Source organism: Mucilaginibacter sp. A5337, assembly GCF_059690695.1.
The window spans coordinates 182019-194572 of record NZ_JCAWEC010000003.1; the positions used below are offsets into that span (position 1 = coordinate 182019).

A 12554-nucleotide genomic window follows, 5' to 3' on the forward strand; every position below is an offset into this window, starting at 1 on the left:
TGCTATTTATGGGGTAAGGATGCCAGGCCATCAAACGTGCCGCATGCTCCCTGCCATTTGATATAATCGGGCTTACTTTTCCAGGCCTTATAGGTAAACCAGGCTTTTGTCTTCCGCAATAAAGCACCTGCTTTTGTTACCTGTTGCCATGGGTTTATATCATGGCTTTGCAGTAACTGTACCCATGATTTATTGGTGTTATTAAGCAGGCGGGCCAGGTAATCCGCCTCCATGCGCTGAGCCGGAATAATATGCTGCAACATCAGTTCCGGGAAATAACCAACCTGCCAGCCGCTTTTAAGGATTTCGAGCACCATATCATTATCACCGCCCGAACTTAGGGAATGTCCTGTCCTGTCGCTGATGTTGTTGTTTCCGGATGCGATTTTTTTGATATAGGATGTAATAGCTTCCCGCCTTATCGCCATTCCTGCACCGATAGGTGCGGCGTTTGGGTATTCGTTGTTCCACATTGCGATGATGGGCTCATCACCCAGGTTACGCAAGGCCAGGCTTCCGTAAAACTTGCTCAGCCATTCGGGTGGAGTAGTTTCAAACAACGGAATCGATTTACCTCCTATTGCCCCCATTTTGGGATTTTGGCCAAAAATGCTCACTGCTTCTTCGAGGTAACCTGCATCAAGGATATTATCATCATCGACCATTACAGTGAGATCTCCTGTTGATTCATTAAAACCTTTGAGGCGCGCATAAGTAAGCCCCTGTTTTATTTCCCTTACAATTTTTGCAGCAGGGTGCCAGCCTAAATTAATTTGCTGCTCAAAATTGTTGGTAGAATTATTGTCGATGATAACCAATTCCCATTCATCAGCAGGCAGCGATTGTTTTTTTAAAGCCAAAAGCGTTTGCTGTAATCTCGCAGCATCAGGATTGTAAGTAGGAATAATTACCGAAAGCTGCATCAGTTAAAATCCTTGATTATCTTATTATAATATGCCAATGAATTAGCGGCTAACCTATCGCCGGTAAATTTATCTTCAATGGTTTTGCGGGCATTTAACCCGAGCCGCTTTCTTAAATCACAATCATCAACTAAACTGATAATTTTATCGGCAAGACTTCGGGCGTTGCCAGCTTCGGCAAATAAACCGTTATAGTTATCAGTGATGATTTCAGGAACACCACCAACGTTACAGCCAATAGCAGGTTTGCCGTAACTCATAGCTTCAATAAATATCAAACCGAATGACTCGTACCGTGAGGGGGCGACAAAAATATCACACGACTGGTAGGCTTGTGATAATGCATCATGATCAACCTTCCCGCTGAAAGCAACTTTTTGTAAAACAGCATTAGGGTTATCATTCTTAAATCTGTTCTGGTAATCGCTACCGGTATCGCTGCCAATTAGCTGAAATACAACATTCGGAGTTTTCGGTAACACAAGTGGAATTGCCGCAAGCAAAACATCAGTGCCTTTGCGGTACTCAAACCGGCCTGCGTATAATATTTTAATTACTTCACGGGTGGTAGCATCATCAGCTATAACAGGTAGATCAATACCATGCGGAATAATTTCAAATCGCCTGGCATCGATATCATAAAGGCGTTCCAATTCCAGTGCATGGCTATGGGCATGGGTAAGTATATACCTGCTCCTTTTAATGAAACTTATCTCCATTTTAGCTATCAAGTTCATTACCCTTGACTTAAAAGGATAATGCTCGTTCATGATCTGCGAAAAGGTAGTGCTTACCCTTACGGCTACCGGAGCTTTGAGTTTTTTGTAACGTGTGAAATAACACAGCGAAAAATAGCTGGTTGTTTCAATTACCTCAATACTGTATTGCTTTATAATGTTATTTAAAACTTGAGACGCAACGCGCATGGATTGTATCTTCAGCGCAAAATCAATGATGGCCCATTTATTTTTAAAAAGGCTGCTGATAATAGCCAGCGCTTTAACCTTATGGGTAAGTATGATGATGTTTTCGGCAAAGGTGTGTTCGTTAAAAGTTTCCCGTTCATCTTTGTAGCAGGGCCTGACGTGTAATACGACAACCTTATTGCCTTTATCCGCTAAACTTTTAGCCAGCAACAGGTAGTGGTTAGCTATGCCGCTGTCGATGGTATGTTCATCAGGGAAATAAGGTGTTACCAGCGCGATGGTCATGGTTTAGGCTTTAAGCTCCAGTATATCATCCTTAAAAAAGTTTTAAGCCTGAATGAGATGCCAAGCCCGTTGGCGCCGGTTATGTAATACAGGATATTTGCCCAGGCAAAAGTCATGCTTTGTTTTTCCTTCACCAACCAAAGGCAGCAGTATATGGATTGCTGCAGGAGGGTTGCTCCGTCCTCAATTTTATTTAATGCTTTATTTATCGACAGCAATTTATAATGATAACTGTAAAAACGGTAGTCGTAAACTGATGAACTTAAACCCGCTTCACCAAAGCTTGCAATATCCAGGTCGATGTATTTGGTTTTAAATGCCGGGTTACCGAACACTTTGAGTGTTAAATGATAGTCGGCTGCCACCCTGAACTTCAGGTTGTATTTGCCTGTATAGTCAAATATTTCGCGTTTATAAAAAATGCCCTGGTGGTGGATTCCGCGCGATAATACTTTGTTAACTGTATCATCAGCGTATTTTGTATTTGATATAGTGCCTGTTACATTGCCATATACAAGATGGGCAGGCTCATTTTGTATTGCCCGATAAACCTGCTCTAACACTGTGGTATTGCTGAAAGTATCATCGCCACCTATAAAATAAAGCCATTGCCCGGTTGCCATATCAATGCCTTTATTCATAGCATCGTAAATACCCCTGTCGGGTTCGGAGATGAATTGGATATGGTGATCACTGGCTTTTTTGAATTTGCTGATGATAAACTGTGTATCATCATTTGAGCCGCCATCAACCAAAACCAGTTCGTAGTTTTTAAAAACCTGGTTGGTAATGCTATCTAATGCCTGCTGTAAGGTGCCTTCACAATTATACAGCGGTATGATGATGGAAAAAAACGGGCTCAATTAACGTTTGAGGTTAAAACTTTGTTGGCTTCAGTTACCCAGATGTCCAGTCCCTGCGGGTTCCAGTGCGAATCGCTGCGATAGAATAGATTGCGCTTGTCGGCTTTGAAAATATTATACAGTGGAATTACTGTAAGATCCGTTTTTTGTTCAACCCTTTCCAGCAGGTGATTATAGGGCATCCGTTTATCATCATAAACAGAAACCGGATTTGGGATCACTGAAAGGAAAACTTTTTTGAAGCCGATGCTCAGATAATAATTTTTTGCGATATCCAGGTTGTTAATAATAGAATCTATTCCATGCTCAGTCTTTGGCCTGAAGGCCGACTGCACGCTGCTGGTATCAACAGTTGTATTAAAAAGCAACCTCTTTTTATCAGTACTTACCACTACCTCATTGGCTACGCGATCAAAAAGTTTGTAGTTTAGTGATGCTTTAGCTTCTTTAAAGGGAGTTGCCAGTTTATTATCGAAAAGAATTAATTCGAGGTTGCGGCTTAAATCTTTATGAAAGATGATCCTGCCCAATCGTTCAAAAATAGACTCATGTGGAAGCGGCGGGCCTCCTGGTAGCGGTTTATTGCTAACGTTTACAGCATTTTTGATGTCCTTGGTCGTCCACCGAATTTCAAAAGTTTTGTTAATATCATAGCCGTTAAGGTTACGTTCTGAAAATTCCATCATCAGGTAGTTTTGTTTAGCAGCATCCAGTTTAATGGGGCCGAAAGCGAAACGGCGATCAAGGAAGATCACATTATCGAACGCGTCAAAAGCGCCGGAAAGTGTTTTATCGGCCAAATAGCTATCGCCTATTATGTATAATATTTTATTGGTGCTTTGTCTGCCGGGTTTGTAGGGGTATTCCTTAAACGGTTCGAGTTTAAATTTGTACTGTGGCAGAAAAGAAACCCCGTAGAGGTCACCGTAATCCCACTTGTCTGAATGAACAAAAGCCGCTTTAAATAAAGCGCTTTCCTGCACCGATTGCGGGTTCAGGTGGTCAAAATACTTTTCAAATTTTATTTTAGTAACGAACGACTGGTTCATGGAACTGCCCAGCAGCACAATACTAACGATCAAAATAAGCAAAGCGGTAATTTTACGCATCAAAACTGGAAATAAATAAATTGTGCTTCATTAAAGATTCCCAAAAAATAACAGGCAAGCACTAAGCCGCCTATAAGAAGTAACTTGCCGGCATTTGAATAATCCTTCGCTTTTCGTAAGTGGCGTTCACCTAACAGCAGTGCTATAATGATGAAAGTGCAATACCAAAGTTCATGTACCGACATGAGGTTACCTGCCGAATAGGTAAAACTACCACCACTAAATATTTTATTTAAGATATAAAGAGCATCGGTTACCGTACCCGCCCTAAAAAATACCCAGGCCAGGCAAACCAGGTTAAAAGTGACAAGCCATTTAAAAAAGGTAAAGCCTTTGATACGGATATTAAACTTATTGAACAACTGATAAGCGACAAGCAGCAGACCATGAATTAGCCCCCAAATAAGGTACTTCCAGTTGGCTCCATGCCAAAGACCGCTTATCATAAACACAATGAGCAGGTTAATGCAGGTTACCTGGAAACTAACCCTGCTGCCACCGAGCGGGATGTACAGGTAATCACGAAACCAGGTAGAAAGTGAAATATGCCAGCGTTTCCAAAAATCAGAAACATTGGAAGCGAGATAAGGGAAGTTAAAGTTCTGCATCAGCTCGATACCCAAAACCAGGGCCGTGCCGATGGCGATATCTGAATAGCCGCTAAAATCACAATAGATCTGGAAGGCAAAGAAATAGGTGGCCACCATTAATTCAAGCGCCGAGTGACCGTGAGGATAGTTAAAGACCGGGTCAACGTAAAGGCCAAGCCTATCGGCAATTACTACTTTTTTAAACAGGCCCATCGCCATAAAAAACAAACCAGTTATAAAAGCCTTGCTTTGGAAGGTATTAACCCGGTGCAATTGGGGGAGGATGTGTTGAGGCCGCTCAATAGGGCCTGCTACCATTTGAGGATAAAACATTACATACAAGGCATACAGGCCAAAATGCCGTTCGGCGGGTTGATTGCCCCGGTAAACCTCGATGGTATAACTCATGGCCTGGAACGTATGGAATGAGAGGCCAATTGGCAATATAAAATCAAGTAATGGTATTTGCGGACCGTGAAATAAGCCGGAAAGCAAATTCAGGTTCCCCGCTAAAAAGTTGAAGTATTTATAAAATGCCAGTACGCCAATATTAGTAACGAGGCTTAAAATGAGATAAAACCTGCGGGTTTTGCCTGTTGCTTTTTCTATCAGGATGCCGGCACAATAATCAACAATGATGGTAAAAAGAATAATGAGGATGTATACCGGCTTAAAATACATATAAAAATAGCTGCTTGCGGCTAAAAGCCACATCCACCTTAATTTATGCGGCAGCAGGTAATAAGTAATAGTTACAATTACAAAAAATAGAAGGAACAGCAGGGAATTAAAAAGCATTTAGGAGGTGAAATTATTTTTTTCGGCGGAACGCTGATATTTGTAGTTTTTTATTTGTGCGGTACACTCGTACCAGGCCCAAAACACAGAAAGAAACAAACCTGTAAACCCATCTTTGTACCCTTGCCTGGATTTATAACTGTATTTAAATGAACGGAAAGGCTCGGTTGTAATACCTTTTAGGGTTGCCCGCCTTCCTGTTTTATAACGGGCCTCACCTTCGTTTCTTAAATATCGCAGGTGTTTCTCCAATAGCTTCTTATAGCCCGACATCCAATAATGATGAATGAAGTTTTTGCCGGTATATTCAATATTAAAGGTTGAGTAACCCGGCAAAACTTTGCGGCCAACATGTATCAGTGCTTTAAATTCAAAACGCTTGTTGTGTACCAGTAAAGTCCTCCGGCTAATGCCTCCCCAATGGGTGCCGGTGAGCTTTTTGTTCTTAAAGTAAAATATCCAGGGGGCAGTGATTTCACCAACTCCTTTAAGCTTATCAGGCTCGCTGAACAACATCGAAATCTCATCAATCAATTCCTGGCTTAGTATCTCGTCCGGGTCGGTGATCAGCAACCATTTGTGTTGGGTACTGTTGGCAAATTTTGCATGGATCCACTCGCAGCTGTCAACTTTTTCGTGAATTATAACCCTTGCTCCTAAACTTTCCGCAACCTCTCTTGATCTATCTTTGGAGCCTAAATCAAAGTACAGGATCTCCTGGCAAAAGGCCAGTTTAGGCAGTGAGTTTTTCAGCAGGTGGGCTTCATTATAGCCAACAATTATAGCTGATATAGGAAGTTTCAAATGTTTAGTGACTTACGGGATTAAATTTAGAACTAAGTTTAGTGAACTTTAACCTGTACCTGATTATCAATGCTTTGATATAACCGTAATGTTTAGGGTGTAAATAAATCTCGTCAGTCGATAAATATGCTACTCTGAAGTAACCTTTACTTCTCATGAAATGAAAAATATCCGGTGTTGAGTAATTGTTTTCTACTACAACAGCCTTTATTTTAAAAGCTTCAAAGGCTATTGCCTGCAAAATATTTAATTCGCCTCCTTCGGTATCAACACTTATAAAATCGATATTTTTAATATTGTTTTCTTTCAATGTATCGTTAATATCTAAACATTGTACTTCCGTTTCGGTAATGTGACCTCCGTATTCTTCAAGGGTTTTGTTGATTCTTTCTAAATGTCTTTCATCATATTTCGATTTTAAGCCACTTAGCATTTCACCATAACCATGTACATTGTAAAATGTATCCAGGTAATTTTTATCAGAGGCGCAACCATTAATATTAATTGAACTTCGATTTTCTTCGAGTTTATTAAACGCATCGGTAAGCGGCTCAAAACAGATGCCAGCCCAGCCTAAGTTTTTTTCAAAGAAGTAAGAATTACTTATTGTAACCCCATCGTTTGCACCGATATCCACAAATACACCATTCTTTTTATTTTTGAATAATACCTCATTTAGAAACTTATCCTGTTGGTACTGGCTATAATATTTATTCATCCGAAGGTTTAGGTAATTAACGGAACCAGCTATAAAGCTTTATCCTGATCCGGTTTAAAAAAACGATCTTTTTCCATTCATGTACTGTACCATGTGCATCGGCGGCCCATATTTTCTGATGATCGGCCTCCCACTGAGCCTTCATTTTTGGCGAATGAGTTTTGGCCTGATCGTGTACGTTTGCTACAGAAAGCGGCTCTTTGATCAGTACCCTGCTATGTCCTTTTACCAGTCTGAGCCACAATTCAAAGTCGAGAGAACAATGGAGCTCCTCCCAAATGGGCTCATGAATGGTGGCACTCCAAAAGGTAGAGGGTTGTACAAGGCCGGGGATTTTAATGAAATAATCAATAAAAGGCAATATCCTGGTTGTTGTTGTTTTGCCGGATAGCACATTATAGTCGTTGCCGTAGCCGTATATAAAATCGACTTTGGCACTCATGAATTTGCTTATCACTTTATGAAAAACGCCTTTAAGGTAGTAATCGTCGCTATTGATCCATGCATGGTACCTGCCCGATGAAAGGCTGAACCCCATATTAATGGCATGACTTTGCCCGTTATCCTTTTCGCTTTGATAATAGCTAAGCCAGGGGGCATATTTTTCAATGATCTGTTTGGATTGGTCATTGCTGCCGCCATCAATGATGATATATTCCAGGTTGGGGTAATTTTGTAGGAGCACTGCCCTGATAGTTTGTTCCAGAAAATCAGCCTGATTATAGGAAGGGGTTACGATGGTAAGCTTAGGCCAGTTTATTTTATGATCATAAACAACTGGCTCCACCTGTTCGTTCCAGGGCCAGCCGGTTTTGCCGGGTGGGGGCGAAGGTAAATGTTTCAATAATCCGTCATCGGTACCGGGTACTAATACCAGGGGCAACTGAACATCTTTGCTGATGAAGTTTGAACGATATGACTGAAGATCAGGAAGATTCATGTTTGTTGTTTAGCCTGTGATCTGTAAAAAAGTGCGACCAACTTTTTCAACGCTTTCCTGATAGGTGTGTTTTTCAAATAGTGGTGGTGCAGCCTGCTGTTCGCTGGCTTGTTGAAGCAGTTGCACCAGCTGATCTACATTATGCGGATCAAAAAAACGAGCCGAGCTGTTAACCAACTGTTCCCTGTGGATCTCAATATCTGAAACCAGCAAAAACTTATTCATGAGCTTGGCGTCTTCAACAACGGTGCTCCAGCCTTCAAATAGTGACGGCTGTATAATAGCAACAGCATTATTCATGAGCTGAAGCTGATCTCGCCGGTCAATAAAGCCAAGGAATTTAACGTTACAGCCTATGTTGTTTTGTTCAACAAATTCCTTCAGTTCCATAAAATAATGGGGGTTCCGGTAATCGTTGGTATTGCCGGTAAATGCTATCGTAATTTCAATACCTCTGTCTTTTAATTCTTTAACAGCCTTTAATACCACCAATTGGTTTTTATGTTTCCAGAACTGGTTGGGGCATATGAAATAACGCGCAGGTAAATGATATTTTTCAAGCAGTAATTTGATATCAAGATCCTGGTAGGGGGGATGTGCTACAGCAAAAGGCAACACATTTACATGTACAGAATGCGCCGGAAAAATGGATTTAAAATGCCCAAGTGCGGTATTGCTGCTTACAATCAAATGCTCGGCTGATGCCTGAATTTCCTGCTGATTTTGTAAACGGGAGGCAATATCATCTTTACTGAAAAACTCGGGCGCGAAATGTTCCTGGAAATCAGCTACCCAATATATTTTCTTTTTTGCTGCCGATTGCTGCTCGCTTTTATAATATGGAAAAACGGCATCAAGCCCTTTTATCTTCTGGCTAAACAAGCGCATTTTAAACAATCGGTTTGTTACCCTGTTCAAAAATTGAAATGCTTTATTTGCTTCACCCGAGCCGAGCTGAAAGCTGATATAGGGGTAATTGAACTTTTGTTCGGCTACCCTGAAACTTTCATAACTATCGGTAAGTAAAACAATGTGCGGTTTTTCCTCATCATTAAGGGAATTTAGTGCATTGATGAGGTTTTCGATATAATAGGTGCCGCCTATCCAGTTTTCGTTGTAGGCATAGCTTAACCCTATTCTTTTCCTTTTAGCCATTTGCAATAGTTATTTATGCCGTCGTCAAAGCTCACTTTTTGCTGATAGCCCATGCTTAGCAGCTGGCTGTTATCGGCCTGCCAATATAAGGGGTCGCCAACGCGGTTGGTGCCGGTGAACGATAATGCACCGGCAAAGCCGATATACGTTAAAAATGTTTCGGCGGCGGTTGCTATGGTGATGGTGTTATTATTGGCGATATTGGTGATGCTGAACCCGGGCTTATCGGCAGCGATAAACAGGCCCATGGCCTTTACAATATCAGTAACATGAATAAACTCCCTGGTTTCGGTACCGGTACCAAACAACGTAATATTGTCCTGGCTTTGCGCTTTTTTATAAAGGTCCCAAAACAGTTGTTTTTTTAAACCGGCCCCATATGCCGAGAATACGCGGAATATATGAACACTTAATCCAAAATGATCATGATACAAACGGCAAAGTTCTTCGGCCTGTTTTTTATGAATGCCGTAAGGTGAAAGCGGGGCAAGCGTATGAGTTTCTTTAATTGGTTGTACTTGCGGATTGCCATAAACTGCCGCGCTCGACATTTGAATGAGCCTGCAATTACTGTTGCCCTCCTTTATAGCATTAAGAATACTTACCAGGTGATGAACATTTAGCAGATAGTCGCGCTCAGGGTTATTGAATGATTCTGGCACCGATGCTGCCCCGGCACAGTTGATACACCAGTTAAACTGATGATCGCTGAATACTTTTTTAAAATCTGCATTGGTAGCATCAATCAAAAAGTAGTTAGGATCGTCATATTCTACCATTACATCGGCACCATAAACTTCATGACCTGGCTGGCTTTTAAAGTAGCTATAGCAAGCCGAACCAATAAATCCTTTAGAGCCTATGACAAGTATTTTCATTGCTGAGGTAGTGTTTTTATAAATTGTGCGGGATTACCTGCAACCATAGTAAACGGTTCTACATCCTTAGTAACTACTGCTCCTGCTGCTACAATAGCGCCTTTACCAATGGTAACGCCTTTTAAAATTACAGCATTCAGGCTGATCCAGGCATAATCATCAATGATGATTGGGGCAGTAAGTACGTTGCCTTTATCGGCCCAATGCCCGTTGCGTAGCAGGTCCATCCAGCGTTCGGCTCTTTCCATTGCTTCAAGTTCGTGGGCGTTAGTATCCATGATATTTACATTGTGCGATATCTGCACAAAATTGCCGATAGTGATGCTTTCGCCCGACCAGATCCTGCTATGATCGCCGATGTAGCAGTTTTCGCCAATTGTAATTTTGCCGCCGTATTTGAATATGTTAAGCATTCCGCGGATATGGGTTCCTTTGCCTACTACTATCCTTGATTTATCGAGCGAGTTTGATATTACTGCCTCCGGGTAAAAGGTAGCGCCAAGGTCGGTAATGCTTAATTGGATATTGCGTTTGCTTTGTTTTTCCTGAAGCAGGTGAATTAAATGAACAAGGTTTATTTTTTCAAAAAAAGCAAGCAATACCCTTTTTATAAACTGTTTCATGATTTTATTTTCAATAACCTCAGTGCCTTTTTCAATATAGAACTTTTGTATCTTTTGTTAAGATGTGTATAAACCTGCTTCAAATAGTCGATATCCAAAAGCATTTTTTTGGGATGGATCAACGGAAAGTTCATTGCGTTTAATGGTAAACCGACAATGGCATCATCTGCCGAATGGGTATGAGTCCCATTTCCATAACCTATGTTTTTTACAAGATTTACGGACGGGTTAATGGCCATGCCGTTGTTAATTAAGATGCTGTAAAACCATTGAATATCCCAGGTATTTAATGATTTGTTGAAAGATGATTCAAACAAGCCATAATAGCTGTTATACCAGTCGGTAGTGCCAAGTTGTGCTTTGATCTTATCTTTTGTTGTCCGTTCGGGCCAGCTTTTCATTTCTATATCATAAAGCTCCCATGCACGTTTCCATGTAGCCCAGCCCCAAATGCCGCCGTGTGCCCAATGATATGATTGTGTGTGTGTTTTCCAGCCCTCAGGTAATAAGTTTGAACCTGATATCGACATTACCTTATCGTCGAAGCGATATTTTTCCAGTAACTCTGCACAAAAAGGGAAAAATGTTTGGTCGGGCAGGCAGTCATCTTCTAAAATAACACCTTCGCTTACGTTTTCAAAAAACCAGCTGATAGCTTCACTAACTGCCGATCGGCATCCCAGGTTTTTATCTCTTAGCAACGTTTTAATTTCGCAGTCCCAGTTTATTCGTTCAATTACTGAACGCGTTTTAGCGCATAGCTCAATGTCATCAGGTTTATCCGGTCTTGGCCCGTCGGCGGCTATGTACAGGTATTTAGGTTTAATTTCAGCTATAGTTTCAAAAACCAGATCTGTAAAAGCCGGACGGTTAAATATTAAAAAAAGTACAGGTACTGAGTAGCCCATAATCTCAATGGTGAGTAAATCCCTGCGGAGCTTTCACAGCTTTTAATATTTGTTTTATATGCTGATATTGATCTTTTATCAGCGCTCTGTTAACTAACAATGATTTGAGCTGACCGCATTTTTGGCGGTATAAGATTTTTTGTTCGATGCTAATAGGACGGAGTTTAACTGCTTTTTGATAAAACAGCTTAGCCATAAATTGTGCTAATGACCTGGCTGAAGAAAGCAGGTCACGATTAATGATCTGTCCGATAGACCGTGTATTGTTATTCACCAGTGCAAAATAACCATTAAGCAAAACGCTGCTGTAATTTAGCCAAAATGCGGCCTTTAATACATATGCGATATTTTGCCTGCTAAGCGGAACAAAGTGTTTGAACTTCAGGTTATCATCGGCTATTATTTTATAGCCCATTAAATAATTCATCAGGCACATTTCAACGTCCTCGCCCGAAAGCAGTTTTTTACCTATACGGCCTGTAGTTATTTGGCGCCAGTTGGCTTTTTTTAGTTCAAGTAAAATACTTTTCCGATAAACAGATCCGGCGCCATAAACCCAATGACTATCGGCAGCCCAGGTTTGAGGCCCCCAAACCGTGGTTGATTTCAGTAATTTTTCGGAAAGCAAGACTGGTTGCTCGGCCTCTATCAATCCACATCCTCCCAATACACCTATCTGGCTATCGTTGCTCATTATTTGAAACACACGCTCAACATAATCGTCAAAAAGCCAGTTGTCATCGTCGCAAAAAAGGAGATATTCATACCCTGCATAGCTTAAACCCATATCCCGGGCATGGCTTAATCCTGCAACAGGTTGGTTCACGACGGTAAAAGGAGGATTGGTTAGGCTGTATTTCTCCCATTCGGTTTTTGCAATAGCCGCGGTATCATCTGTCGAAGCGTTATCAACAATAATAACTTCCCATTTAACAGATACAGGCACCTTTTGTAAGGCCAGGTGTTTAATGGTTTCGGGAAGCCGTTTGCTGCTATTATAACAACAAACAATAACTGATACTCCGCTATTCAAT

General features: G+C 41.2%; 13 protein-coding genes. All 13 read right to left on the reverse strand.

Annotation, left to right across the window (positions count from 1 at the left end; all coding sequences use genetic code 11):
* Window positions 1-2: 2 nt before the first annotated feature.
* From AC59JO_RS10685 to AC59JO_RS10745, 13 genes are read right to left on the reverse strand one after another with little or no spacing between them, the layout of a single operon-like run.
* Entirely contained in the window at window positions 3-923 is a 921-nt protein-coding gene (locus tag AC59JO_RS10685; protein ID WP_497305243.1) for a glycosyltransferase, read from the reverse strand.
* Complete coding sequence (locus AC59JO_RS10690; RefSeq protein WP_497305244.1) at window positions 923-2134, reverse strand: glycosyltransferase family 4 protein; 1212 nt, start codon at window positions 2132-2134, stop codon at window positions 923-925. Before AC59JO_RS10690 ends, AC59JO_RS10685 begins: the two co-directional genes overlap by 1 nt.
* Window positions 2131-2997, reverse strand: a complete 867-nt coding sequence (locus AC59JO_RS10695) for a glycosyltransferase family 2 protein (RefSeq protein WP_497305246.1) — start codon at window positions 2995-2997, stop codon at window positions 2131-2133. Before AC59JO_RS10695 ends, AC59JO_RS10690 begins: the two co-directional genes overlap by 4 nt.
* On the reverse strand, window positions 2994-4106 hold the full coding sequence (locus tag AC59JO_RS10700; protein WP_413666203.1) for a hypothetical protein: 1113 nt from the start codon (window positions 4104-4106) through the stop codon (window positions 2994-2996). Before AC59JO_RS10700 ends, AC59JO_RS10695 begins: the two co-directional genes overlap by 4 nt.
* The gene (locus AC59JO_RS10705) at window positions 4106-5494 is read right to left on the reverse strand and encodes an MBOAT family O-acyltransferase (RefSeq protein ID WP_497305248.1); all 1389 of its coding nucleotides are present in this window, start codon (window positions 5492-5494) and stop codon (window positions 4106-4108) included. The genes AC59JO_RS10700 and AC59JO_RS10705 overlap by 1 nt, the downstream gene beginning before the upstream one ends.
* Complete coding sequence (locus tag AC59JO_RS10710; RefSeq protein ID WP_497305250.1) at window positions 5495-6298, reverse strand: glycosyltransferase family protein; 804 nt, start codon at window positions 6296-6298, stop codon at window positions 5495-5497.
* Between the two features lie 4 nt (window positions 6299-6302).
* Window positions 6303-7016, reverse strand: a complete 714-nt coding sequence (locus tag AC59JO_RS10715; protein WP_497305252.1) for an FkbM family methyltransferase — start codon at window positions 7014-7016, stop codon at window positions 6303-6305.
* A gap of 16 nt (window positions 7017-7032) precedes the next feature.
* Entirely contained in the window at window positions 7033-7956 is a 924-nt protein-coding gene (locus tag AC59JO_RS10720; RefSeq protein ID WP_497305254.1) for a glycosyltransferase family 2 protein, read from the reverse strand.
* 9 nt (window positions 7957-7965) lie between these two features.
* Window positions 7966-9111, reverse strand: coding sequence for a glycosyltransferase (locus AC59JO_RS10725; protein WP_497305256.1), 1146 nt, complete (start codon window positions 9109-9111; stop codon window positions 7966-7968).
* Window positions 9090-9989: an NAD-dependent epimerase/dehydratase family protein gene (locus tag AC59JO_RS10730; protein ID WP_497305258.1), complete on the reverse strand. Its 900-nt coding sequence runs from the start codon at window positions 9987-9989 to the stop codon at window positions 9090-9092. The genes AC59JO_RS10725 and AC59JO_RS10730 overlap by 22 nt, the downstream gene beginning before the upstream one ends.
* Window positions 9986-10612, reverse strand: a complete 627-nt coding sequence (locus AC59JO_RS10735) for an acyltransferase (RefSeq protein WP_497305260.1) — start codon at window positions 10610-10612, stop codon at window positions 9986-9988. The genes AC59JO_RS10730 and AC59JO_RS10735 overlap by 4 nt, the downstream gene beginning before the upstream one ends.
* Entirely contained in the window at window positions 10609-11520 is a 912-nt protein-coding gene (locus AC59JO_RS10740) for a nucleotide-diphospho-sugar transferase (protein WP_497305262.1), read from the reverse strand. The genes AC59JO_RS10735 and AC59JO_RS10740 overlap by 4 nt, the downstream gene beginning before the upstream one ends.
* Before the next feature lie 4 nt (window positions 11521-11524).
* Entirely contained in the window at window positions 11525-12553 is a 1029-nt protein-coding gene (locus tag AC59JO_RS10745) for a glycosyltransferase family A protein (RefSeq protein ID WP_413666212.1), read from the reverse strand.
* Window position 12554: the final 1 nt, after the last annotated feature.

What these genes read in the sequence shown, in the direction of transcription:
- AC59JO_RS10730 (WP_497305258.1), bottom strand. Translation starts at nt 9,989, where the DNA reads ATGAAAATACTTGTCATAGGCTCTAAAGGATTTATTGGTTCGGCTTGC.
- AC59JO_RS10685 (WP_497305243.1), bottom strand. Translation starts at nt 923, where the DNA reads ATGCAGCTTTCGGTAATTATTCCTACTTACAATCCTGATGCTGCGAGA.
- AC59JO_RS10725 (WP_497305256.1), bottom strand. Translation starts at nt 9,111, where the DNA reads ATGGCTAAAAGGAAAAGAATAGGGTTAAGCTATGCCTACAACGAAAAC.
- AC59JO_RS10700 (WP_413666203.1), bottom strand. Translation starts at nt 4,106, where the DNA reads ATGCGTAAAATTACCGCTTTGCTTATTTTGATCGTTAGTATTGTGCTG.
- AC59JO_RS10715 (WP_497305252.1), bottom strand. Translation starts at nt 7,016, where the DNA reads ATGAATAAATATTATAGCCAGTACCAACAGGATAAGTTTCTAAATGAG.
- AC59JO_RS10690 (WP_497305244.1), bottom strand. Translation starts at nt 2,134, where the DNA reads ATGACCATCGCGCTGGTAACACCTTATTTCCCTGATGAACATACCATC.
- AC59JO_RS10740 (WP_497305262.1), bottom strand. Translation starts at nt 11,520, where the DNA reads ATGGGCTACTCAGTACCTGTACTTTTTTTAATATTTAACCGTCCGGCT.
- AC59JO_RS10705 (WP_497305248.1), bottom strand. Translation starts at nt 5,494, where the DNA reads ATGCTTTTTAATTCCCTGCTGTTCCTTCTATTTTTTGTAATTGTAACT.
- AC59JO_RS10720 (WP_497305254.1), bottom strand. Translation starts at nt 7,956, where the DNA reads ATGAATCTTCCTGATCTTCAGTCATATCGTTCAAACTTCATCAGCAAA.
- AC59JO_RS10735 (WP_497305260.1), bottom strand. Translation starts at nt 10,612, where the DNA reads ATGAAACAGTTTATAAAAAGGGTATTGCTTGCTTTTTTTGAAAAAATA.